Consider the following 24,844-nt stretch of genomic DNA (forward strand, 5'->3'; position numbering starts at 1 on the left):
TTCTTCGCCTCGATAATGGATGCTGTCAGAAAATCCGGTACTGGTTTGCCTTGTCGCGCAGGAATGCCAGTCCCTTGTCGAGAACCTCATCAGCGCTCGGCGCAACCGGCCGCCAGGTCGAAATCGCGCCCGCCATCTCCTGCGGCATCGCGGCAAAACTTTCGAGGGTCAGCACACCCTTGAAATCGATGGCGGCGAGTGCGGAAAACACTTCATCCCAGGCAACATTGCCAAACCCCGGCGTGCCGCGGTCGCTTTCCGACATATGCATGTATTTCAGGTGGTTGCGGGCGGCGATGATGCCGTTTGCGATACCCTTTTCCTCCATGTTCATGTGGAAGGTATCGAGATGGATAAAGATGTTATCGGCACCGATGCGTTCGACCAGCGCCACCGCCTGTTCGGCGGAATTGAGCAGATGGTTCTCGTAGCGGTTCACGGTCTCGATGCCGAATTGCAGGCCGAGCGTTTTCGCGTGGCCGGAAGCCCGCGAAAGTGCCCTTGTCAGGTTGTCATATTCACCCTGCGTCGGCGGAAATCCGGTTCGCTCATTGGTGCCGCCATAGGTGACCCCCGTCAGCGCTTCCGCCCCCATTTCTGCAGCCTTGTCGAGCGCGGCGTTCAGATGGTCGATAGCCGCGTCGGGACGTACGGACGCCCAGGCGGGCTCCGGCAGCACAAGCGAACAGACGGCGCGTAGGCGGTATTTCTCCAGCAGGGCGCGCGTGTATTTTGCGTCGACGGAGGGGATATCGATGAGCGGAATCTCGATGAAATCCTGACCGTAATCCGCGGCAGCGGCAATGGACCGTCTGGCGTTGTCGTGGTCCCATTTCAGAGACCACATCATTGCGTGAACACCGAAGCCTTTCACGTCATACCTTCTTTCTGAGAGATGCGAAGTAGCTTGAAAACAGGCCGCGCGCCGCCATGACGACAATCATCAGCACGCCCCAGAGCGCCGTTGCCAGATGCTGGTTAGCGCCGAGAAGATTGAGGCCGGACGACAGGAGCTGCAGAACGATGAGCGCCACGAAAACGGGCAGTACCCGACCGAAACCGCCAAACGGATTGATGCCGCCGAGGAATGCCGCCAGGACCGTGATCAGCAGATAGGATTCCCCGTGTCCGACACGGACGGAGTTGAAACGGGCAAGCATGATGATGCCGGCAACCGCACACATCAGACCCGAGAGCGTGTAGACGAGAACCTGGATTCTGCGCGTGTTGAGGCCTGAATAACGTGCGGCCTCGATGTTTGAGCCGATCATCAACAGGCCGAAGCCGAGCTTGGTGCGTGTCAGCAGCACATGCCAGAGCCCGACGCAGACGATGAAAATCAGAAGCGGGATCGGCAGGCCGAGAAGCGTGCCGTGGCCAAGCGGCGCCATATAGGCGGGAAAACCCGAGACATCCCCACCACGAGTGAGAAACTCGCCAAGGCCACGCAGGAAGATCATCATGGACAACGTCACAAGGATCGGATGGGCGCGGGTGTAAGCGATCGCCGCCCCCGTCATGGCACCGGCAGCCCCGCCGGTGACAAGTGCGGCAAGGCAGGCCAGCAGAAATGCACTCGGCGGCGCATCCACCCCGCCCTGGGCCTGCAGCACCCAGGCCGCGGCGAGACCTGACAGATTGGCGGCGAAGGTGACGGAAAGATTGATACCGCCCGTCAGAAGCGGCAGCAGCATCGCCAGTGTCAGCAGGCCGAGCTCCGGCAGCTGGAATGCGACCGAACCGAATGTCCCGAGCGACAGGAAGTTGTTCGCCAACGTTCCAAAGATGAGCATGACCGCGATGAAGGCAATGACCGGTCCGGCCATATCGGCACCGAAGATCGCGTTGAATTTCCTGACAAGGCTGCTCATCGCTGGGCGCTCCCCTTCTTTGCGGATGTCCGTAGGGCGCTCGGCAGAAGCTTGTCGAACCGGGTGGAAGAGAGCGTGATGGCGATGAGAATGATGGCCCCGACGATCATCTTGAAGGCAAAGGGAGAAACGCCCATCAGGTTGAGGCCGTTCTGGGTGATCGAGACCATCAGCACCCCAAGCACGCAGCCGATGACCGAACCCTTGCCGCCGCCGAGCCGCGCGCCGCCAAGCACGGTTGCTGCAAGAACATCCAGCTCGCGGCCATAAAGCGCGTTCGGCACCACCTCCTGCGCATAATGCGCCTGCATGAGCCCGGCAATGCCCGCCATCAGGCCTAGCCAGCCGAAGGAGATGTAATGCATGGCACCGATATTGACGCCGAAGCGGCGAGCGCCTTCAGGGTTGTCGCCGAAGGCATAAAGTTTGCGCCCGACGGTAGTGCGCGAAATCATGAACCAGGTGGCGGCACAGCAGAGGATCATCACCACAACGGGCAGCGTCAGCTCGACCCAGGAACCATCAGGCATCTCACGCTCGTAGAACACCACGCGCGTCGACAGCCACTCCGGCAGGTCGTAGATCGACACGCCCTTGGTGAAGAACATCAACAGCCCGAAGAAGATGTTGAAGGTGGAAATGGTCGCGACGATGGAAATGATATTGAGCCGCCAGACGAGGAAGGCATTGACGAAACCGAGACCGAGGCCAACGGCGCCGGCGATGATGAAACCTTCCGCCCAGTTGCCGCCGCCGAGCGCATTGAGCGCCAGCACCGTTACATACTGGACGACGGAGGCCGCGACCGCGAAGGAGATGTCGATACCACCAGAAATCAGCACCACGAGCAGGCCGACCGCGAAGATGATGTTGACCGCCGAGACATTCAGCACATCGAAGGCATTGGAGATGGTGAGGAACCGGTCGGTCGCGAAGGACAGTCCCGTGCAGAGCAGCACCATGACCACAAGCAGGGTGAATTCGGTCGTATGTCCGAGGATGAGCCTACGCATAGATGGCGGACTCCAGTTCGGTAAGCGACAGGCGTCGCGGATCATAGGTGGCGTGGAACCGGCCTTCGACCATGTGGATGACCCTGTCGGTGTTGAAATAGACTTCCGGCGGCTCGTCAGAGATCACGATGATCGAGAGACCTTCTGCGGCGAGCTTACGGACGATTTCGAAGATGCCGGCGCGCGCGCCGACATCGACACCCACGGTCGGCGCGTCGAGGATGAGGATTTTCGGCCCGATCGCCAGCCACTTGGCAATCGCCACACGCTGCTGATTGCCGCCTGAAAGCGTGCGGATCGGATCTTCCGGCAATCCGATCTTGACGCCGAGCGCCGAAATCCAGCGGGAAACGACATCCGCCTTTTTCGACGGAGAGATCAGGCCGCCGCTCAGCAAGCGGTCGAGAGAGGCCATGACGAGATTATCGGCAATGGACTGCGGCTGGTTCAGACCAAGCGAGAGCCGGTCCTCGGAAAGATAGGCGACACCCGCCCGGATCGCATCCCGGTTGGAATGGAAATCCACCTTCTTTCCATCGATGAGGATTTCACCCGATTGCGCCCGATGCATGCCAAACAGGGTCAAGGCCAGTTCCGTGCGGCCGGCTCCCAAGAGACCGGTTATGCCGAGCGTTTCTCCCCGCCGCAGATCGAAAGAAACATCTTCAAATTCGCCGGCCCGGCTCAGCCCGCGCACCGAGAGAACAACGGGTTTATCGTCGTGATCGGCGGCGATGACGGCGCTGTCGAAATTGCGGCCGGTCATCAGTTCGGTCACCCGTGACTGGGTCATGCCTTCAACGGGAAAGACGCCGACAAGCGATCCATCCCGCAGCACGGTGATGCGGTCTGAAATCTCCAGCACTTCCGCAAGGCGATGCGAGACGAAGACGACCGCCACACCCGAGGCAGAGAGGTTGCGGACGATGTCGATCAGATAATCGGTTTCGGACTGCGTGAGCGACGCGGTCGGTTCGTCCATGAAAACGAGCCGCGCTTCCCCGACCAGCGCGCGGGCAATCGCCACGATCTGGCGCTGGGCGATGGGCAGCTCCTTGAGCGGCTTATCAAGATCGATCTCGACGCCGAGCCGGGCCAGCGCCTTTTCGGCAGCCTGTTCGATGGCGCGCTTGTCAACCAGCCCGTATTTTCCGTTTACCGCATATTGAAAGCCGATATTTTCAGCCACCGTCATTTCATCAAACAGCGCCAGATCCTGCCAGATCACCTGAATGCCAAGCGATTGCGCAAGCGTCGGGGTCATCGCGGTTATCGGCTTGCCGTCGAAATAGAGTTCGGCATCGCTTTCGGGCGTGTAAACGCCTGTTATGACCTTGATCAACGTGCTCTTGCCACAGCCGTTTTCGCCGGCAAGGCAATGCACTTCACCCGGATTGACCTCGAAAGAAACACCCTTCAGCGCGCGGACGCCGCCGAAGGTGACTTTGACATTTTTGAGGGACAGGAGCGGTTCTGCGCTCATGATAACGTAAATCTCCTTCCGCCGCGAAAGCATTGCAGACGTGGCGCTCGGCATGTTTTTCCAGATGAGGCGTCGCGCGCGTATCGCACCCGCGCGACGCCCTTGGCCTTGGGGAGGATCAGAGGCCCATGGAAACGAGCTTGTCGATGCTTTCCTTGTCGATCTTCAAAAGCTGGTCGACGACGATGGTGTTACCTTCAGGATTGATGGTGCCGAGACCTTCGATATTGTCGCCGGCCTTCGGTGTCTCGCCCTTGGCGATACGGTCGGCGAGCGTGATGAAGACTTCACCGGCCTGTTTCGGGTTCCACATGAAGCCACCCGTCAGCGCGCCTGATTTGATCAGCTTTGCGCCCTGCCCCGGCGAGAACGGGCCGATGACGAAGACCTTGCCATCCTTGCGCCGCTCTTCGACGGCGCGTCCGGCACCGATCGGCCCCTGCGAACCGAAGGCCAGGAAGCCCTTGAGATCGGCATTGGCCGACATCAGGTCAAGCGCCGTCGAACGGCTCTTGTCGAGGTCTTCAGCGACACCGTAGCGATCGCCGACCAGTTTCATGTCGGGATAATTGGCCTTGATATAGGCGATGGCGGCATCAGCCCAGGCGTTATGGAGCGGAACCGTGAGCGAACCGACGAAAACGGCATAGGAGCCCTTGCCGCCCATCTTTTCCGCCAGAAGCTTGCCATGCGCTTCACCGAAGCCCTTGGCGGAGGCGAGCTCGAAATCCCAGTCGGCGCCGAGCTGCTCGGGCGATTCATGGGTGATGACCTTGATGCCAGCGGCCTGGGCTTTTTTCAGCACCGGTTCCAACACCTTTGCATCATTCGGCACCACGCCGATGAAATCGACCTTCTGAGCGATCAGGTCTTCGATTGCGCGGACCTGCAGGGCCGGGTCGGCGCTGGTCGGGCCGACCATGAAACCGTCAACGCCGAGCTTCTTGCTCTGTTCCTTGATACCGGCCTCCATGGCGTTGAACCACGGAATGCCACCGATCTTGACGACGACGCCAACCTTCGGCCCTTCGGCAAAGGCTGCGGATGAAAGCAGTGCGAGCGACAGACCGACCGCTGCAGCAATAATTTTCTTCATGATGTTCCTCCTCAAAAAATCGGCAAACGAAACCCGCCGCAGCCATTTTTCATCTGGCGCGTTCAAAATTTCTCATCTCGCTTATTCGAGACTCTCCCTTGCCACTCCCACAGCAACCATCTTGCACAATCGATATTGCTAAATTGCACAATCGATGGTGCAATAACCATATCATGAAGCTCCCTTCCGTCAAGGGGACGCCTACTCTAATAATTGGAATCAGTTGGGGAGATCACAGTGACGGGCATAAGTTCCAAGAAAGCCACCATTTATGACTTGTCGATATTGTCGGGCGCATCAGCCTCGACGGTAAGCGCCGTGTTGAACGGATCATGGCGCAAGCGGCGGATTTCCGAGGAGACCGCCGATAAGATTCTCTCGCTTGCCAAGGCGCATCGCTACACCACCAACCTGCAGGCCCGCGGTTTGAGGAGCTCGAAATCCGGTCTCGTCGGGCTTCTGGTGCCGGTTTATGACAACCGGTTCTTTTCCTCTATGGCGCAGACCTTCGAGGGGCAGGCGCGCAAACGCGGCCTGTCGCCCATGGTCGTCTCCGGTCGGCGCGATCCCGAGGAAGAACGTCGCACCGTGGAGACCCTGATCGCCTATTCGATCGATGCGCTCTTCATTGCCGGTGTGACCGATCCCGACGGCGTGCACCAGGTCTGCGCCCGCGCGGCCCTTCCGCACGTCAATATCGATCTTCCCGGCAAGTTTGCTTCCTCGGTCATTTCCGACAACAGGCGCGGCGCGGAAATACTGACATCGGCAATCCTTGCCCATGCGGCAAAAGGCGGGCCTCTCGGTCCTGATGACGTCATACTGTTCGGTGGTCACGACGACCACGCCAGCCGCGCCCGTATCGACGGCTTCCACGCTGCCAAGGCCGCCTATTTCGGGGCTGAGAGCGGAGACGATATCGAGATTACCGGCTATTCCCCTCGCATGACGGAACTGGCTTTCGAAGGTTTCTTCGAGCGCAGGGGCCGCCTGCCCCGCTGTTTCTTCGTCAACTCATCGATAAATTTCGAAGGGCTGCTTCGTTTCATGGGGCGTCATGACGGTGAGACCTTCGGCGACATCGTGGTCGGCTGCTTCGACTACGACCCGTTCGCATCGTTCCTTCCCTTCCCGGTCTATATGATCAAGCCCGATATCGCGCAGATGCTCAAAAAGGGTTTCGAACTGCTGGAGGATAACCGGAGCGAACCCGAGGTCATCATTATCGAACCGCAGCTCATTCCCCCGCGAACCGCGCTGGAAGGCCCGCTCGACGATATCTGGGACCCGGTTGCATTACGCCGCATGGGCAAATGAACGCGCGGAATACCGCTTGACCTCAACTGCGCTTGAGGTCGTACCGATTGCATGGTGCTTCACCATTGCAACGGGATAACGATGATAGAAAAACTCATGAAGATGCTGGAAGACGGACGGGACAGTCCGCTGCTGCGCTTTTCAATCGCGAGGACTCTGGCGGCCGCAGGGCAATTCGAAGATGCTGCACATCATCTGCAGGAGGCTATCCGGCAGGACCCAGACTATTCGGCAGTCTGGGCCGAACTCGGCGAATGCCGCGCACGGTTGGGAGATGACGATGGCGCCATTGCGGCGTGGGTGGAAGGCATGTCGGTGGCCATCAGGCGTGGCGACATTCAGGCCAAAAGGCAGATGGAGGTCCGGCTGCGACGTCTGCGGTCACGCAGTTTGAAGGGCGTCAGTTGATAAGACGGGCATCACGGGCGCAACTCGGTCGCGTCGTTGCCAGCACAATCGAGCCCATGCGCTAAAAAATCGCCGGAAGGTTAGCCAGATTTCATAAAACTGGCTATGATCGCCGGAAAAATCACGGGAGGCGGCTGTCGAGGGCCGGTGATTTATGGGTTTTTCGGATCACATCAAGGAAATCGAGCACGTCGGACAGGGCAGGAATACCGGCCGGGATGCGGTGGTGCTCGAATCCTGGCGGCGTTGTCTCGACACCTATCAGCTTGATCCGGCCAAGGCCCGCGAAGCCGTCATCGTTTCCGAAACATGCCTGCGCGAGCATCGCCAGCGGGCTGAAGACCTCGTCCACATCGCCCGTTCCGGCCTGGAGCGGCTGTATCGGCAGGTGGCCGAGCAGAATTACGTTCTTCTTCTGTCGGATCAGCAGGGGGTGACGGTCGAGTTTCTGGGCGACCCGTCATTCAACAACAATCTGCGCAAGGCCGGGCTTTACCTGGGCTCGGAATGGTCGGAACCGCGCGCCGGCACCTGCGCCGTCGGCGCCTGCATCGCCACCGGCGAAGCGCTGACGATCCACCAGACCGATCATTTTGATGTGACGCATACGCCGCTTTCCTGTACCGCCGCCCCGATCTACGATACCCAGGGCGCACTCACCGCCGTACTCGATATTTCGCTGCTGAGTTCCCCCATCCTCAAGACGAGCCAGAACATGGCGCGCCATCTGGTTTCATCGACCGTGCGAAGGATCGAACTTGCAAATCTGATGGCCAGCAGCCGCCATGATCTCGTGCTGCGCTTTGCTGGCGCGCCCGAATTTCTGGATGTCGACCCCGAAGCGGCCCTGTCCGTCGATGGCTCCGGCCGGATAACGGGCATGACGCACGCCGCCGCCCGCCTTCTCGCCGCATCGCGCGGGCTTGACTGGCGCATGCCGGAACGCCTCCTCGGAGAGCGCGTGGAGGAGTTTTTCGAGGCCGGCTTCGATGAACTCGCCTCCCTCACCCGATCAAGCCTGCCGCAGGAGAGGCGCATCGTCGTGAAGGACGGCACCGTGCTTTATGCGCACGCGATCGAACCGCAGCAGCGCCGGTCGACCGTGCCGCTTGCCCATCCAAAATCCCAGCCGGTCATGGAAGAGATCGGCGGCGATGGGCCGGCGGTTCGAAACCTCAGGCGCAAGGTGGAAAAACTGGCGCCTGCAAAACTGCCGATCCTGCTGCAGGGCCAGACCGGAACCGGCAAGGAACATCTCGCCCGCATCATTCATGACGCCAGCAGCGTTTCCGGCCGCTTCGTCGCCGTCAATTGCGCCGCCATTCCCGAACAGCTGATCGAGAGCGAATTGTTCGGTTATCTGCCGGGAGCCTTCACGGGCGCGCTGGCAAAAGGACGCAAGGGGCTGGTGGAAGAGGCACAAGGCGGAACGCTTTTCCTCGACGAGATCGGCGACATGCCGTTTGCGGCACAAAGCCGCCTTTTGCGGGTGCTGGCCGAAGGCGAGATTCTGCCCGTCGGTGGCTCCACCCCCCAGAAGGTGGATTTCAGGGTGATTTCCGCATCGCACCGCCCGTTGAGCGACATGGTACGGACAGGTGATTTCCGCGAAGATCTCTACTACCGCCTGAATGCGGCCGTGCTGACCTTGCCGGCGCTTTGCGAGCGCGACGACTTCCCCTGGCTCCTCGATAGGCTTCTGGAAAAACATGGGCTACCGGGTCGTCCTCTGACGCTCTCCAACGCCGCCCGGATGTTGATCCTTGGCCATTCCTGGCCCGGCAATATCCGCGAGCTGGACAATGCGATAGCCTTTGCCGCCGCCCTTTGCGATGACGGGGTGATTACGGCTGAAGACCTTCCCGATCATCTGGTCTCCGCAACGTCAGCCCCCATGATCGACAGTCGCGGTGCCGATCTCGGCGCGCTTCTGGCGGCCTGCAACGGCAATGTGTCGGAGGCCGCGCGCCGGCTCGGCATCGATCGCACGACGATGCACCGGCGAATGCGACGCCTCGGCATCGGAAAACCTCACTAACAGGTGAGGCGTATGCCACGGCTGTTGCGCCACAGCTGTGGCGTCATACAAAACCGGCATTCTGGTAAAACCCCGCAATTTCAGGCTTCCAGCACGGCAAACCGTGCTGGCACGGGCATTGCACCTTCTCCGGCATCAGGAGCCATCGAGGAGAAAACATGCGCGCGCTCAGATTTCATGCAGCCAGGGACCTGCGGATCGAAGACATTCCCGAGCCGAAACGGCCGGGGCCGGGGCAGGTTCTCGTCCGCAACCGGTTCGTCGGCATCTGCGGCACCGATCTGCATGAATATAGTTACGGTCCGATCTTCATCCCCACCGAACCGCACCCCTTTACCGGCGCACATGGCCCGCAAATTCTCGGTCACGAATTCGGCGGTGTCGTGGAGGCCATCGGCGAAGGCGTCACCTCGGTCGGCGTCGGTGATCGCGTCTCGATCCAGCCGCTCATCATGCCGCGATCCGGTGACTATTTCGCCGACCGTGGCCTCTTCCATCTGAGCACGCAGCTGGCGCTGGTCGGTCTCAGCTGGGAAGGCGGCGGCATGGCGCAGGCAGCACTCGTCAACGAATATAACGTTCAGAAGATTCCCGACGAGATGACAGATGAAGAGGCCGCACTCGTTGAACCCTCAGCGGTTGCCGTTTATGCCTGCGACCGCGGCGGCGTCACCGCCGGCAACAGCGTTCTGGTCACGGGCGCCGGCCCGATCGGCATGCTCACGCTTCTGGCCGCGCGTGCGGCCGGCGCTGCCCAGCTCTTCGTGTCCGATCTCAATGATGCCCGCCTTGAGCTTGCCCGCAGCATCGTCCCCGACGTCATCACTATCAACCCGAAGCGCGACAATGTCGGTGATGTCGTGCGCGCGGCAACGGAAGACAAGGTCGGCTGCGATGTCGCCATTGAATGCGTAGGCAATGAACATGCGCTCAAGGCCTGCGTCGATGCGGTGCGCAAACAGGGCGTCGTCGTACAGACCGGCCTGCATCCGCATGAAAACCCGATCGACTGGTTCCAGGTGACATTCCGCGACCTGGAGATCAAGGGCTCATGGGCCTATCCGACCCATTATTGGCCGCGGGTCATCCGACTCATCGCCTCCGGCCTGCTGCCGGCGACGAAGATCGTTACCAAGCGGATCACGCTCGATACGGCCATGTCTGAGGGCTTCGATGCCCTGCTCGATCCCGCCGGCACTCATCTGAAGATCCTGATCGATCTTTCGAAATAGGCTTTCCGCCTCCGCATGCCGGGAAGAGGAGCCCGGTATGCGGGAGCCGTTGGCTTTCGGGGCGGCGACTTCGCCGCTCCACCATCAGACCAAGCACCATGGAGGAGATGAATATGCTTGATGTCAGTCCCGCCACCAAAATCGACACGGTTCTTTCCAAGCTCGGCAATGCGCTGGAAAATGGAGACATAGACGCCGCCGTCAACCTGTTTCAGGCCGATTGTTACTGGCGCGACCTCGTGACCTTCACCTGGAACCTGAAGACGCTGGAAGGCCGTGAGCAGATCCGCGACATGCTGACGAGCCAGCTTTCCGCCATCAAACCCTCGGGCTTGGTGCAGGATGTGAAGGAGCAGGCTTCGGAAGGCGATGGCGTCACCGAAGGCTGGTTCGAGTTCGAGACCGGTGTCGCCCGCGGTTACGGCCATATCCGCCTGAAGGACGGGCTGATCTGGACCCTGCTCACCACCATGAGCGAACTGAAGGGCCACGAAGAACCGAAGGGCATCCGCCGCCCGATGGGCGCGGAGCACGGCCACGACCGCAACCGCCGGACCTGGAAGGAAAAACGCGAGGCCGAAGCCGCCGAACTCGGCTATTCGGAGCAGCCCTATGTCGTCATCATCGGTGGCGGACAGGGCGGCATTGCACTTGGCGCGCGTCTTCGCCAGCTTGGTGTGCCGGCGATCATCATCGAAAAGAATGAGCGGCCCGGCGACAGCTGGCGCAAGCGCTACAAGTCGCTCTGCCTGCATGACCCCGTCTGGTACGATCACCTGCCCTACATTCCCTTCCCGGAAAACTGGCCCGTCTTCACGCCGAAAGACAAGGTGGGTGACTGGCTGGAAATGTACACCAAGGTGATGGAGCTGAATTATTGGGGCTCCACCACCTGTAAGTCGGCACAATATGACGAGGTGACGGGCGAATGGACCGTGATTGTCGACCGCGCCGGCAAGGAGGTCGTGCTGCAGCCGAAACAGCTGGTGCTGGCGACCGGCATGTCCGGCAAGGCGAATATCCCGAAATTCCCCGGACAGGATGTCTTCAAGGGCGAGCAGCAGCATTCCTCGCAGCATCCGGGTCCGGACGCCTATGCCGGCAGGAAGGTCGTGGTGATCGGCTCCAACAACTCGGCGCATGATATCTGCGCAGCGCTCTGGGAGGCCGGGGCCGACGTTACCATGCTGCAGCGGTCCTCCACCCATATCGTCAAATCCGACTCGCTGATGGATATCGGTCTCGGCGACCTCTATTCCGAGCGGGCGGTGGCAAACGGCATGACCACGCGCAAGGCCGATCTCATTTTCGCCTCCCTGCCCTACAGGATCATGCACGAGTTTCAGGTTCCGGTTTACGACCGCATTCGCGAACAGGACGCCGATTTTTATGCGGCACTGGAGAAAGCGGGCTTCATGCTCGATTTCGGTGACGACGAATCCGGCCTCTTCATGAAATATCTGCGGCGCGGATCGGGTTATTACATCGATGTCGGGGCCTGTGACCTCGTGATCGACGGCTCGATCAAGCTCAAATCCGGGATGGATGTCTCGCACCTGACGGAGAATGCCGTGGTGCTGAAGGATGGCACGAAACTGCCCGCCGATCTGGTGGTCTATGCGACCGGCTATGGTTCGATGAATGGATGGGCGGCCGATCTCATTTCACGTGAGGTGGCGGACAAGGTGGGCAAATGCTGGGGCCTCGGTTCCGACACCACCAAGGATCCCGGCCCATGGGAAGGCGAACAGCGCAACATGTGGAAGCCGACACAACAGCAGGCGCTGTGGTTCCACGGCGGCAACCTGCATCAATCGCGGCATTATTCGCAATATCTCTCGCTGCAGCTCAAGGCGAGACAGGCGGGCCTGAAAACACCCGTTTACGGACTGCAAAAGCCGCATCATCTGTCCTGACCCGGAGGGAGTTCCGGCCCGTCTCGATGAGGCGGGCCGGGCATTTTACGACTGGGACTTATCGGATTGCCAGAACCTGTAAAGCTCCGCGACATTGCCGCTGGTCATCAGCGGCATTGCCGCCTTCAGCTGCTCCGCCGGCCAATCCCACCATTTCATCTCGAGCAGCAGGGCGATGCTGTCATCATCGAACCGCTTGCGGATCGTCTTTGCGGGATTGCCGCCGACGATGGCATAGGGTTCGACATTCTTCGTCACCAGCGCCCGCGTTCCGATCACCGCGCCATCACCAACCGTGATGCCGGGCATGATGATCGCTTCCGAGCCTATCCAGACATCGTTGCCGATGACGGTATCGCCCGCCGGCAGATAACCATTCCCGGCATTCTCAAATTCCGGCACCTCGGGCATGAAGAAAAACGGGAAGGTGCTGATCCACTCGTTGCGATGGCCCTGATTACCCGCCATGATGAAGGCGGCACCCGAACCGATCGAGCAGAAGCTTCCGATCACCAGCCTGTCCGCGCCTTCATCCGACAACAGATAACGGGCGCAGTCCTCAAAGCTGTGGCCGTGATAATAACCGGAATAATAGCTGTATTTCCCGACCACGAGGTTCGGGTTCTTGACCTGCTTGTCAAGCGTGATGCCCCGGAACGGGCTTTCGAAGTAATTTTCCATTGGAGTAATCTCACTACATATCTTCGCATTCGCTTACCTCAAGGCAAGCCGACGCCGAGCGCCAAGCCTGTCGGCTTTTCGCTCGATGCTCCTCACGCAACCGCGGGAGCTAGATGCAGGTGATACTCGAGGCTTTTATCATTCAGTCTGGTTACCGCAAAAACCGGCGAAGGCCAAGCCGTGACATGTTTGAAGCCTGTAATGCCGAAATCCCGGCGGCACATAAAGCAACAGCGGGGATTTCTCCCCGCTGCTGTCGTTGGTTCGGCATTTTCACTGCATCGCCGCCGCGGGCGTCCTTGGCCCGCACACCGCGATGGTCTCGGCCTCAGTAGTGAACCGACTGGGAATCGATCGGCGTTACCTTCGGCGGGGCGAACTTCGTCAGGTCGATCCCTTCGACGGCAGACCGATACTCCTCGATGCTCGGCGTGCGGCCGAGGATGGCCGAGAGCACGACAACCGGGGTGGAGGCCAGCAGCGATTCACCCTTCTTTTCGGCGCTGTCTTCAACAACACGGCCCTGGAAGAGACGAGTGGACGTTGCCAGAACCGTATCGCCCTTTGCCGCCTTTTCCTGGTTGCCCATGCAAAGGTTGCAGCCCGGACGCTCGAGATACAGGATGTTTTCGTATTCGGTGCGGTTGGACGTCTTCGGATTGACGTCATCGAACTCGAAGCCGGAATATTTCTGCAGGATTTCCCAATCCCCTTCCGCCTTCAGCTCATCGATGATGTTGTAGGTCGGCGCGGCGACGACGAGCGGCGCCTTGAACTCGACCTTGCCTTCGGTCTTTTCGATGTTCCGCAGCATCTGCGCGACGATCTTCACGTCACCCTTATGCACCATGCACGAGCCTACGAAGCCGAGATCGACTTTCTTGGCCGCACCGTAATAGGATACCGGGCGAATTGTGTCGTGCGTGTAGCGTCTGGAGACATCGTTGTTGTTGACGTCAGGGTCGGCGATCATCGGTTCGTTGATGACATCGAGATCCACAACGACTTCCGCGAAATATTTCGCGTTGGCGTCCGGTTTCAGAGCTGACTTTTCACCTGAACGGATTTCTACAATACGTTGATCTGCCTTGTCAATCAGGCCTTTCAGCGTCTGCGCGGCATTGTCCATGCCCTTGTCGATCATGATCTGGATGCGCGACTTGGCGATTTCCAGCGACTCGATCAGCGTCTCGTCTTCGGAAATGCAGATCGACGCCTTGGCCTTCATTTCGGCCGTCCAGTCGGTGAAGGTGAAGGCCTGGTCTGCCAGAAGCGTGCCAATGTGGACTTCGATGATACGGCCCTGGAAGACGTTGTCGCCGTGCTGCTGGAGCATCTGCGCCTGCGTGGCGTGCACCACGTCGCGGAAGTCCATATAGGGCTGCATCGTACCCTTGAAGGTGACCTTGACCGACTGCGGGACCGGCATGGTCGCCTCACCCGTTGCCAGCGCCAGTGCGACGGTGCCGGAGTCAGCGCCGAAGGCGACGCCCTTGGACATGCGGGTGTGACTGTCGCCGCCGATGATGATCGCCCAGTCATCCACGGTGATGTCGTTCAGCACCTTGTGGATCACGTCCGTCATCGAATGATAGACGCCCTTCGGGTCGCGTGCGGTGATGACGCCGAAATTATGCATGAAGGACATGAGCTTCGGAATATTCGCCTGCGCCTTCTTGTCCCAGACGGAGGCCGTGTGGCAGCCCGACTGATAGGCGCCATCCACCAGCGGCGAAATGACGGTGGCCGCCATCGCTTCCAGTTCCTGCGCGGTCATCAGGCCGGTCGTATCCTGCGAGCCGACGATGTTGACCTTGACGCGAACGTCCGAGCCGGCATGCAGCACCTTGCCGGGCGTGACGCCGACAGCGTTGCGGTTGAAAATCTTCTCGACGGCGGTGAGACCCTGGCCTTCGATGGAGATTTCCTTGTTGGGCGCGAAAACCGGGGTGGCCTCGACGCCGAGCGTTTCAGCGGCAAACGTCTGGAGCTTCTTGCCGAAGACGATGGCGTAAGAGCTGCCGGCCTTCATGAACTCCATCTTCTGGGGCGTGAAGGAAGAGGCGAGATCCACCAGTTCCGTGCCGGTCTCGTCGCGCAGCTTGCGGTTCTTGGCATCGATCTTGAGGACCGTGCCTGTTTCAACCGAATATTTCTGCTCGAGGATAGGATTGCCGTCATTGTTGAGGATCGGCTTGCCGTCTTCGCCGAGCTTCTTCACCCAGTTCTTGAGGTTAATGCCGATGCCGCCAGTCACGTCGACAGTGGTAGCGAAAATCGGCGAAATGCCGTTGGTGCCGGCGACGATGGGCGCGTAATTGACAAAGGGCACATAGGGGCTGGCCTGCTTGCCGGTCCAAAGCGCCACGTTGTTGACGCCGGACATGCGCGACGAACCGACGCCCATCGTGCCCTTTTCGGCAATCATCATCACCCGCTTGTCCGGATGCTGCTGCTGCAGCGCGACGATTTCCGCCTGCGCTTCCGGCGAGATCATACACTGGCCGTGCAGCTGGCGATCCGAGCGCGAATGCGCCTGGTTGCCGGGGGACAGAAGGTCGGTCGAAATATCGCCTTCGGCGGCGATGAAGGTGACGACCTTGATCTCGTCTTCAACGTCGGGAAGCTTGGTGAAGAATTCGGCCTTGGCGTAGCTTTCCAGTACGGCCTTGGCGATGGCGCTGCCGGCCTTGTAGGCGTCGCGCAGGCGGAACATGTCGGCATCGTAAAGGAAGACCTGGGTCTTCAGCACTTCGCCGGCTTCGGCGGCAATCGCAGCGTCGTTACCAAGCGCGATGTCGAGCAGCACCCTGATCGACGGGCCGCCCTTCATGTGCGACAGCAGTTCCAGCGCGAAGGAAGGCGTGATTTCCGGCACGATCGCTTCGCCGAGAATGATCTGCTTGAGGAAGTCAGCCTTGACGCCAGCGGCGCTCGTGGTGCCCGGCAGGGTGTTGTAGATGAAGAATTTCAGGGCATCGGCGCGGTGCTCGCTGCCGGCATCCTTGATCAGCTCGATAATCTCGGCCGTCAGTGCACCGTCGTCAATCGGCTTGGGCGCGAGACCCTGTGGTTCTCTGCTTTTGATTTCAGCCAGGTAATCCAAGTAAAGGTTCATCGCAATCCCAACGTCAAGATGTCTATGGAGCCGGTACAGAGCGCCACTGAACGGTACTGTTGATCGGCCCGGGTTTCTATTGATTTCGAGTACGCCAACCGGGGCCGGCTGACAAGATGTCGCATTCCAGTAAAGAACTCGTAGACGGCATTTAGCGTCGATCCTGTGCTCCTGGATCACGTCACGTTGCTACACTTTCGGTTGTTGCATCTACTGCATTTCAGCCAGTGGCTTTTCAGGCGGCCACGTTAAGGATTTGTTAACCAAATCAGTACGAGTATTAGATTATTCTAATTACCCGTTATTGGCGTAATTCCATGTTGCGCACCGAAAAATAAGCAGCGCAACAGCTTGGGGAGGCAGCATGAAGTTTGCAGCATCAGGCTATCTATTATCATTTGCGGCACTGGTTCTCGCACCGGCATCTGGTATCGCGCAGGTCGCCTCGACGAATTTCACGGTGCAGATCACCATTCAGGCGGCATGCCAGATCAATTCCGCCGGCAATCTCAATTTTGGCACCAATGGCGTAATCGGCAGCAATATCGATGCGACCAGCGATGTTATCGTGCAATGCACGGCAAGCACGCCCTTCAGCCTGGGCCTCAGCGCCGGCGCGGGCTCGGGGGCGACGGTCGCCAACCGTCTGATGACATCGCCTGCCGGCGCGACCATTTCCTACTCGCTTTATACGACTGCGGCACATAGCACGGTGTGGGGGAACACCGTGGGAACGGACCGGCAAACGGGAACGGGAACCGGGGCACCGCAGACCTTCACTGTCTATGGGCGCGTACCTGCCCAGACGACACCCGCGGTCGGCGTCTATACCGATACGGTGACGGCCACGCTCAATTACTGATCGCCATAGGGAGGATCGCGCATGCGTCTTTTTACCTTAGCGGCTGCGTTTTTTGCCGGTTTGAGTGTTTCACCTTCACAGGCTGCCTCGCTACGGGTCGCACCCGTTCTTCTGGATCTTAAAGCGCCCACGGCGGCCTCCAGCCTTCGCATCTGGAACGATGCGAAAACCCCGATCAACGTTCAGGTGCGTATATTCCGCTGGACCCAGCAGAACGGGCAAGACGTCTATACGGCGGCGCAGGACGTCGTCGCCAGCCCGCCGATGACGCAGCTGAAGGGAGGCGCGGAAAACCTTATCCGCATCGTCCGGCTTTCCAAGGCGCCGCTGCGGGCCGAAGAGAGTTACCGCGTCATCGTCGATGAGTTGCCGCCGGCGGGAAGACCACAATCCGGCACGGTCAACCTTGTGGTGCGCCATTCCATCCCCGTTTTCTTCTCGCCCGCTTCCACAGGTGATGCGGAACCGGCCTGGAAGATAACGCCGCAGGGCAATGGCTACAGGGTCTCGGTGTCCAATACGGGCGAGAGGCGGATAAGGATCGCCAACCTGATGCTTTCCGGCGGCAACGGTCAGGCGATTGCCCGGCAGCAGGGGCTGGTGGGATATGTGCTTGGCAAATCCGCCGCAAGCTTTGTGGTTCCGGCAACGGGCGGCAAAAAAGGCGGCGGCACGCTGAAGATTTCGGCAGACAGCGAAGGCGGCCCCGTCAATGCGACGGCGCGCGTCTCGGGCGGCTGACCTTGCCGTTTTGACGATTGCCGCTCTGACGGTCATTTCATCGGGCAGTTTCTCCGTGGCGCAGGATATACCCCCTGCGGCGCAACCAGCCTCTTTTGCCGCAAAAGAAGCGGGACAGTTTCAGCTCGAAGTCTACATCAACGATGTTTCGACAGAACTGATCGCCACATTTCGTCAAAACGACGCCGGATCGTTTCTCATCGAGCCGGAGCAGCTGAACAATATCGGGATTTCTCCGGTTGAAAGCGCAGTCGGCGATGATGGCTGGATCGACATTTCCCGACTGCCAGACGTGGTGGCGCGTTACGATGAAGGCACCCAGTCCATGCATTTCACCCTGCCGATGGCGGCGCGGGCAAACAGGGTGATCGACGGCTCCGGCAAGAATGCGACGGAAGAGGACGACGAAACGCAGGAAAAGGCCGCGAACGATTTTGGAGGTGTGGTGAATTACACGATCTATGGCTCCTCCGGCGGCAACAAATGGTCTGACATCGCCGATTTCAACGGGGTCTCGGCCCTTCTGGAAAGCAGGGTCTTCGGTCCGCTCGGCGTGCTGTCCTCGTCACAGGTTCTGAGCACATCCCGCCTGTCGGAGTTCGACACCCAGCGCCTCGATACCACCTGGAGCTATTCGGACGAGGAAACACTGACGAGCTACCGGGCCGGAGACCTCATCACCGGCGGGCTGAGCTGGACACGCCCGACGCGGCTGGGTGGCTTGCAGTTCCGCCGCAACTTCGACCTGCGGCCGGATATCGTTACCATGCCGATGCCCGAATTTGCCGGTTCGGCAGCCGTGCCCTCCACCGTCGATGTCTATGTCAACAATATCCGCCGCCTGTCGCAGGATGTTCCCGAAGGCCCCTTCTCCATCACCAATCTTCCCGTCATCAGCGGCGCGGGCAATGCGCGGCTGGTGGTGCGGGATGCGCTGGGTCGCGAAACCGTATCCGAAACGCCGTTTTATGCTTCACCGGACCTGCTCGCAAAAGGCCTCGTCGATTTCTCGGCGGAGCTCGGTTTTGCCCGGCGCAATTACGGAACCTCTTCTTTCGATTACGACGAAAAACTGCTCGGATCGGCGACGGTTCGTTATGGCCTGTCGGACCACCTTACGCTGGAAGGCCATGCGGAAGGCGGCGAGGATTTCTACAATATCGGCCTTGGCGGCGTCTTCACACTTGGGGCCCATGGGCTGGCGGCGCTTTCCGGCGCGTCGAGCCGTTTTGGCGAGGAAAGCGGCTACCAGCTCTCCGCAAGCGTCGAAGCGGAATTGCTCGGGTTAAAATTTCACGCCCGGTCGCAACGGGCATTCGGCGACTATCACGACATGGCGTCGGTCTCCGCCGACAGCTCGACACTCAGGACGATATCCGGTCTGCTGAGCGCGCGGCCACCGCGTGCCGTGGACCAGATTTCCGTTTCCACACAGCTTGCTTTCGATGAAACGAGCCTGAACTTTTCCTATACGCAGGTGGAAACCTTCGATGAGAGGAAATCCCGGCTGCTCGGCCTCTCCGCCATGCGGCCGTTCGGTGAGAATGGCAATATCTTCATCACCGCCTATAAGGACCTTGAGGACAGCCAATCCTACGGCGTCTTCGCGGGTCTGTCCTGGTCGTTCGGCGGCGGCGTCTCCGGCTCGGCCGGCATGTCCTCGGATGCGGATGGGTATTCTCTGACAGCAGAGGTCGGAAAATCCGAAGAGCAGGCCGAGGGAAGTTATGGCTGGCGCCTGCGCGGCTCGACAGGCGGCAACGATATCGCATCCGTTTCCGGCAGTTACCGCGGCAGCGCCGCACGCGTTTCGGCCGGCGTCGACCAATTCAACCGCACGACACAGGCCTATGCGCAGATCGAAGGATCGATAGCGCTCGCCGGCGGCGATGTCTTTGTCGGCAACCGCATCGATGACGCTTTCGCCGTGGTGGATGCGGGCGCGCCCGGTGTCGATATCCTGCTGGAAAACCGCCCCATCGGCCAGACGAACCGCCGCGGCAAGATATTGCTTCCGAACCTGCGTTCCTATGACGTCAACAACATCACGCTCGACCCCAGTAATCTGCCGGTGGACGCCCGCATCGACCGCACGAAACAGACCGTGACACCAACGGAGCGGGCGGGAGCAGTGGTCAATTTCAAGGTGGAAACCGAGGGTCAGGTGGCGCTGGTGACGCTGAAAGACGAGAGCGGCCAATTCATCGAAACCGGATCAACAGGCAAAATCGACGGCAAGCGCGATTTCATCGTCGGTTATGACGGGCAGGCCTATCTCGACAATATCAGCGACACGCATCGCCTCCGCATCATGCAGCCGACGAAAGGCGAGTGCGAGGCGCAGATCACCGTCCCTTCTGCCGGCGAGACGCGCGCAACTCTCGAAACCCTATGCAGGAGCATCCAATGAAGGTCCTGACCCGCACCGGCCTTGCCATCACCGCTTTCCTCTCCGCTTCACCGGTTCTGGCGCAAAGCTGCACCTTCAACATGTCGGATATGAATTTCGGCTTCGTCAATCTCGCAGGCGGCAGCGCCGCGGACACGACGGCAACATTGTCAGTCACCTGTTCCAACCCGTTGTCACTGGCGCTTTCCATCCGCATCTGCCCCAACATCAATGCCGGAAGCGGCGGGCAGTCGGGCGGTATCCGCCGGATGCTTCAGGGCAGCAACATCCTCAATTACCAGCTTTACCAGAACGCGGCGCGCACGACTTCCTGGGGATCGGTCACGCAGCCGGCGCTCGGATCACCTCCGCCGATCGATATGGCGCTACCGCTCCTGATCAACACCACAAGCCGCACGGTCTATGGCAGGATCAACGCCGGCCAGGCCTCGGCGGCGCGCGGCCTTTATCTCTCCAGCTTTGCCGGCGCAGAGACCAGTTTCACCTATACAAGCTATACCCTGTTCGCACCGAGCTGCTCCTCCGTGACCCAGAACCCCACGCAGGTGCCGTTCAACGTGACGGCTGCGGTTGCTCCGACCTGCATCATTTCGGCCGAAAACATCAATTTCGGCAGCCACGGCGTGCTAAACACGGCAGTCGATGCGACAGGCGCAATCAATCTGACCTGCACCACCAGTCTGAACTACAGCGTGGCGCTCAATGGCGGGCTGAGCAACAGCCCCCCGGCCGCGCGCCAGATGGTGCAGGCGGCCGGATCGATAACCTACGGTCTCTACCGCGACGTGAGCCGCACGAATGTCTGGGGAAGTGCCGCCGGGCAGATAGCCACCGGCACTGGAACAGGCAGCCTGCAGACATTGACCGTCTACGGACGCGTACCGGCGCAGAACACGCCGGCGCCGGGAAACTACTCCGATACGGTCGTCGTGACGGTGAACTACTGAGGGCCCGAACGCACCTCTGACTTTCCAAGTTCCAGCCGCCGATCGATGCCGATGCCGGCGAGAAACGCCTCATCATGGCTGACGACCAGCAAGGCGCCGTCATAGGCCCGAAGGCCAGCCTCCACGGCGGCGATGGAATCGATATCGAGATGGTTCGTCGGCTCATCAAGGATCAGCAATTGTGGAGGCTGCGGGCCTCCCAGAACACAGGCGAGACCTGCCCTGAACATCTGCCCGCCCGAGAGTGTTGTAACGATCTGCAGAGCGGCATCGGCACGAAACATGAAGCGTGCAAGCGCGGAGCGGCAGGCATTTTCCCCGGCCTGCGGGTTGAGCCGAAGGAAGTTGTCGCGGATGGACAGGCTCGCAGCGTCGTTTTTCCCGATCCGTTCGGACCGGTCACGGCAATGCGTTGCGGCCCGGTAATTTCAAAAGAAAGATCGCGAAGCACGGCTTCTTCGGCCCGATACCCCGCCGTCAGGTTCTGCAGGCTGAGCACGGTTTTTGTCGCGTGCAGCCCGCTGGGCGGCAATGTGACGCTGACGCCCTGCAGGATTTCGATCCGCTCCCGCGCCGTCTTCAGATCTTCCGTCGCCTCGGCTGTAAGGCGGCTGGCCAGATTGGCATTGTCACCGCTCGTCTTTTCGGCGCGCCTTTTCATCGCGCCGACAAGGATACGGGGCATGTCTCCCCTCGCCGCCTTTGCGGCGCCCCTGCTGTCACGGCGAGCCTTGCGCTCCAGCGCCTCCTGCGACCGGCGTCTGACCTCGGACAGACGTTTTTCCGCACTCGCAAAGTCCTGTTCGGCAGCGGCCAGCTCCAGCGCTTTCTGTGCGCGGTAGTGGCTCCAGTTGCCGCCGTAACGGGTTGCTCCGAGCGTGGTCATTTCCACGATTGCATCGAGGGTTTCGAGAAGTTCCCGATCATGACTGACGACGATCGCGCCGCCACGCCAGGCCGCCAGAAAATCGGCGACGAAAATGCGTCCGTCCCGGTCGAGATTATTCGTCGGTTCGTCGAGGATCAGGAAGTCGGGAGCGGCGTGGATTTGAGCCGCAAGTGCGGCCCGCGTGCGCTGCCCGCCGGACAGCGCCGAAAGCGGTGTGGAGGGCAAGGCGTCCAGCCCTACCTGCGCCAGAGCCTCGGCAATTTTTCCCTCCAGCAACCAGTCGATATCTTCAAGCTCTTCGAGAGTGGCCGTTCCCGCCTGCGCACGGGCAAGGACCTCAAGTGCATCGCGCGCGCCAAACAGGTCGGCGATGGTCTCGTCGGACGCCACCTGCACGCTCTGGCGCAGAAGATTGACGCTGCCCGAGACGGAAACCGTGCCCGCGGATGGCGACAGTTCCCCCGCAATCAGTTTCAGAAGCGTCGTCTTGCCGACGCCGTTGCGCCCGACAAGGCCGGTGCGTTCCGCTCCGAAGCGAAGATTGATGTTGGAAAAGAGCGGATGACCGTCAGGTGTTGACCACGAAAGGTCCGAGAGAGTGATGGAATGCGGCATGGATATGGGTTCCCCTGATGACAAGGCGTTGCGGCTTTGTGATCGGGTGGAAATCCATGGTTCACCGTCCTGTTGGTGTTGCGCAGAACACGCCCTTACGCGAAAAAAGCGGCGTGTTCGTGGCGCGGGTTTAATGTTCGGGAAGGGAACGCCGGGGGAAACCCCGGCGTTTCGTTTTTTCAGGCCACCAGCCCCTTGGTCAGCTCCAGCGCCTGCCGTTCGAACAGCCGGCGATAGATGCCGTCATGGAGGCGGATCAGCGCCTGGTGGTCACCCTCTTCGACAATCTTGCCCTTGTCGAAGACCAGCAGCCGGTCCAGCGCCCTGACCGTGGAAAGCCGATGCGCGATGACCAGTGTGGTGCGGCCGACCATCAGCCGTTCCATTGCCTGCTGGATCTGCACTTCGCTTTCGCTGTCGAGGCTGGAAGTCGCCTCGTCCAGTATCAGCACCGGCGCATCCGCGAGGAAAGCACGGGCAATGGCCACACGCTGACGCTCGCCGCCGGACAGCTTGACACCACGCTCGCCCACCATCGTCTCATAACCCTTGGGAAGGGACATGATGAAATCATGGGCGCTCGCCTGCTTCGCCGCCTGCTCGATCTGACGCCGCGTGGCGTCCGGCCGGCCATAGGCGATGTTTTCCGCCAGCGTGCGGTGGAACAGGATGGGCTCCTGCTGCACGATGGCGATCTGGCCACGCAGGCTCGATTGCGTGACCCCGGCGATATTCTGGCCGTCGATGCGGATCGCGCCCGACTTGACGTCGTAGAGCCGCTGGATGAGCTTGACGAAGGTTGTCTTGCCCGAACCGGAATGGCCGACCAGGCCCACACGTTCACCCGCCTTGATGGTGACCGAAAAGTCATCATAAAGCGGTGTGGTATGCGCGCCATATTGGAAGGTGACGTGATCGAAGACGATCTCGCCCTTTCCGATCTTGATCGGTCCGGCGTCCGGCCTGTCTTCGATGCCAAGCGGCATCTTGTCCAGCAGCACCAGCTCTTCCATGTCGTTGACGGCACGTTGCAGGTTGCGGATATCCTGCCCCACATCGCGCAGGTAACCCTGCAGCACGAAGAACATCGCCAGCACGAAGGTGATGTCGCCCGGAGTCGCCAGCCCCTGTCGCCACATGATGAGGCCGGTGCCGAGAATGCCGGCCTGCATGGAAACCATCATGAAGCTCTGGATCGTGCCGTTCAGCGTGCCACGCTTCCATGTCCTGCGTGTGCGGTTGTCCCACTTCACCAGCACATGGCCCAGCCGCGTTTCTTCGCGGGTCTCGGCACCGAAGGCCTTGACCACCGAATTGCAGCTGATGGCATCCGCCAGCGCGCCGCCAAGCCGGGTATCCCAGGCATTGGCGAGCCTTGCCGCCGGCGAGACATAACCCATGGAAAGCCCCACCGTGACGCCGACATAGATCAGAGAGCCGAGGCCGACGATCAGGCCCATGACCGGCCAGTAGCTGCCGAGCACGATGGTCGCGCCCACCAGCATGACGATGGAAGGCAAAAGCGCGACGAGCAGCAGGTCATTAAGCGAATCCAGCGCCCACATGCCGCGCGTGATCTTGCGCACCGTGGAACCGGCAAAGCTGTTGGCATGCCAGTCGGTGGAGAAACGCTGGACCTTGTGGAAGCCGTTATGGGTGACATCCGCCATGGTCTTCAGGGTGAGCCTGATGATACCATTGAAGATGAACCAGCGCAGCACCACGCTCACCAGCCCAAGCGACACAACGATGACGAAGGCGCGCAACGCCCCATCGCCCCCATTGCCAGCGCCGTTACCGCCAGCAATGGCATCGACGATCTGGCCGGAAAAGACCGGCACCATCACTTCGGCCAGCGTGCTTCCAATCACCAGCACGATGATGAAACCCACCAGCGCCGGCCGATTGCGCCAATGGTTGAAAACAAAGCCGAGCACATTGCGATATGCATCAGCGCGGAAATCGAGCTTCTTGCGTGACATTTTAACCAGCCCGGCGCGACGGATTCGGCAACCGGTCCTCAAAACGGAAGTTGGATGGCACAGCCCGGGCGGGAGACAAAATGATCCCGTCAGATCAATCGGGCTATGAAGGAAAACAGAACCGCATGTCGGGCGCGCTCAGGGCGGGCCGCGAATGGATATGACCTAGTGGCGGGCCATTCCCTGCGGGAGGGTTTTGATGAATACTGGTGTCATGCAACGCCT

At 60.3% G+C, this 24,844-nt stretch carries 17 protein-coding genes and 1 pseudogene; 9 read left to right on the top strand and 9 right to left on the bottom strand.

Annotated features, from left to right (window positions below; all coding sequences use genetic code 11):
• Positions 1–25 precede the first annotated feature (25 nt).
• From DA915_RS17485 to DA915_RS17505, 5 genes are all read right to left on the bottom strand, one after another.
• The gene (locus tag DA915_RS17485; protein WP_107676746.1) at positions 26–874 is read right to left on the bottom strand and encodes a sugar phosphate isomerase/epimerase; all 849 of its coding nucleotides are present in this window, start codon (positions 872–874) and stop codon (positions 26–28) included.
• 1 nt (position 875) lies between these two features.
• On the bottom strand, positions 876–1,871 hold the full coding sequence (locus DA915_RS17490; protein ID WP_107676747.1) for an ABC transporter permease: 996 nt from the start codon (positions 1,869–1,871) through the stop codon (positions 876–878).
• Positions 1,868–2,884 (bottom strand): ABC transporter permease, encoded by a 1,017-nt coding sequence (locus DA915_RS17495; protein WP_107676748.1) that lies wholly within the window; start codon positions 2,882–2,884, stop codon positions 1,868–1,870. The genes DA915_RS17490 and DA915_RS17495 overlap by 4 nt, the downstream gene beginning before the upstream one ends.
• Positions 2,877–4,367, bottom strand: a complete 1,491-nt coding sequence (locus DA915_RS17500; RefSeq protein WP_107676912.1) for a sugar ABC transporter ATP-binding protein — start codon at positions 4,365–4,367, stop codon at positions 2,877–2,879. Before DA915_RS17500 ends, DA915_RS17495 begins: the two co-directional genes overlap by 8 nt.
• A gap of 118 nt (positions 4,368–4,485) precedes the next feature.
• A complete protein-coding gene (locus DA915_RS17505; protein WP_003505738.1) occupies positions 4,486–5,463 on the bottom strand; it encodes a substrate-binding domain-containing protein in 978 nt (325 codons plus the stop codon).
• A 237-nt stretch (positions 5,464–5,700) separates the two neighbouring features.
• Here DA915_RS17505 and DA915_RS17510 point away from each other — a divergent pair, with 237 nt between their 5' ends.
• From DA915_RS17510 to DA915_RS17530, 5 genes are all read left to right on the top strand, one after another.
• On the top strand, positions 5,701–6,780 hold the full coding sequence (locus tag DA915_RS17510) for a LacI family DNA-binding transcriptional regulator (protein WP_107676749.1): 1,080 nt from the start codon (positions 5,701–5,703) through the stop codon (positions 6,778–6,780).
• 81 nt (positions 6,781–6,861) lie between these two features.
• Positions 6,862–7,188, top strand: coding sequence for a tetratricopeptide repeat protein (locus DA915_RS17515; protein ID WP_107676750.1), 327 nt, complete (start codon positions 6,862–6,864; stop codon positions 7,186–7,188).
• Positions 7,189–7,342: 154 nt separating this feature from the next.
• Entirely contained in the window at positions 7,343–9,226 is a 1,884-nt protein-coding gene (locus DA915_RS17520) for a sigma-54-dependent Fis family transcriptional regulator (RefSeq protein ID WP_107676751.1), read from the top strand.
• Between the two features lie 158 nt (positions 9,227–9,384).
• Positions 9,385–10,458: a 2,3-butanediol dehydrogenase gene (locus DA915_RS17525; RefSeq protein ID WP_107676752.1), complete on the top strand. Its 1,074-nt coding sequence runs from the start codon at positions 9,385–9,387 to the stop codon at positions 10,456–10,458.
• Between the two features lie 113 nt (positions 10,459–10,571).
• The gene (locus tag DA915_RS17530) at positions 10,572–12,374 is read left to right on the top strand and encodes an NAD(P)/FAD-dependent oxidoreductase (protein ID WP_107676913.1); all 1,803 of its coding nucleotides are present in this window, start codon (positions 10,572–10,574) and stop codon (positions 12,372–12,374) included.
• 45 nt (positions 12,375–12,419) lie between these two features.
• Here DA915_RS17530 and catB read toward each other — a convergent pair whose 3' ends face one another.
• Together catB and DA915_RS17540 are read right to left on the bottom strand one after the other, a co-directional pair.
• Positions 12,420–13,055 carry a type B chloramphenicol O-acetyltransferase gene (gene catB / locus DA915_RS17535; protein ID WP_107676753.1) on the bottom strand — a complete coding sequence of 212 codons (636 nt, stop codon included), beginning with the start codon at positions 13,053–13,055 and terminating at the stop codon, positions 12,420–12,422.
• A 328-nt stretch (positions 13,056–13,383) separates the two neighbouring features.
• Positions 13,384–16,173: a bifunctional aconitate hydratase 2/2-methylisocitrate dehydratase gene (locus DA915_RS17540; RefSeq protein ID WP_107676754.1), complete on the bottom strand. Its 2,790-nt coding sequence runs from the start codon at positions 16,171–16,173 to the stop codon at positions 13,384–13,386.
• Between the two features lie 364 nt (positions 16,174–16,537).
• On the opposite strand from DA915_RS17540, the gene DA915_RS17545 reads away from it, so the two are divergent.
• Genes DA915_RS17545 through DA915_RS17560 form a run of 4 tightly spaced genes read left to right on the top strand, consistent with a single transcriptional unit; the run spans position 16,538 to position 21,133 of the window.
• Complete coding sequence (locus DA915_RS17545; protein ID WP_107676755.1) at positions 16,538–17,035, top strand: spore coat U domain-containing protein; 498 nt, start codon at positions 16,538–16,540, stop codon at positions 17,033–17,035.
• 21 nt (positions 17,036–17,056) lie between these two features.
• Entirely contained in the window at positions 17,057–17,776 is a 720-nt protein-coding gene (locus DA915_RS17550; protein WP_080867401.1) for a molecular chaperone, read from the top strand.
• Positions 17,748–20,186 carry a fimbria/pilus outer membrane usher protein gene (locus DA915_RS17555; protein ID WP_107676756.1) on the top strand — a complete coding sequence of 813 codons (2,439 nt, stop codon included), beginning with the start codon at positions 17,748–17,750 and terminating at the stop codon, positions 20,184–20,186. The genes DA915_RS17550 and DA915_RS17555 overlap by 29 nt, the downstream gene beginning before the upstream one ends.
• The gene (locus DA915_RS17560) at positions 20,183–21,133 is read left to right on the top strand and encodes a spore coat U domain-containing protein (RefSeq protein ID WP_107676757.1); all 951 of its coding nucleotides are present in this window, start codon (positions 20,183–20,185) and stop codon (positions 21,131–21,133) included. Before DA915_RS17555 ends, DA915_RS17560 begins: the two co-directional genes overlap by 4 nt.
• Here DA915_RS17560 and DA915_RS17565 read toward each other — a convergent pair.
• Positions 21,127–22,637 (bottom strand): annotated as a pseudogene (locus tag DA915_RS17565) (ABC-F family ATP-binding cassette domain-containing protein). The gene DA915_RS17560 and the pseudogene DA915_RS17565 sit on opposite strands and share 7 nt — an antisense overlap.
• 179 nt (positions 22,638–22,816) lie before the next feature.
• Positions 22,817–24,619, bottom strand: a complete 1,803-nt coding sequence (locus DA915_RS17570) for an ABC transporter ATP-binding protein (protein WP_107676758.1) — start codon at positions 24,617–24,619, stop codon at positions 22,817–22,819.
• Positions 24,620–24,844 lie beyond the last annotated feature (225 nt).

The organism is Agrobacterium sp. LAD9, assembly GCF_003031125.1.
Taxonomy (GTDB): Bacteria; Pseudomonadota; Alphaproteobacteria; order Rhizobiales; family Rhizobiaceae; genus Agrobacterium; species Agrobacterium radiobacter.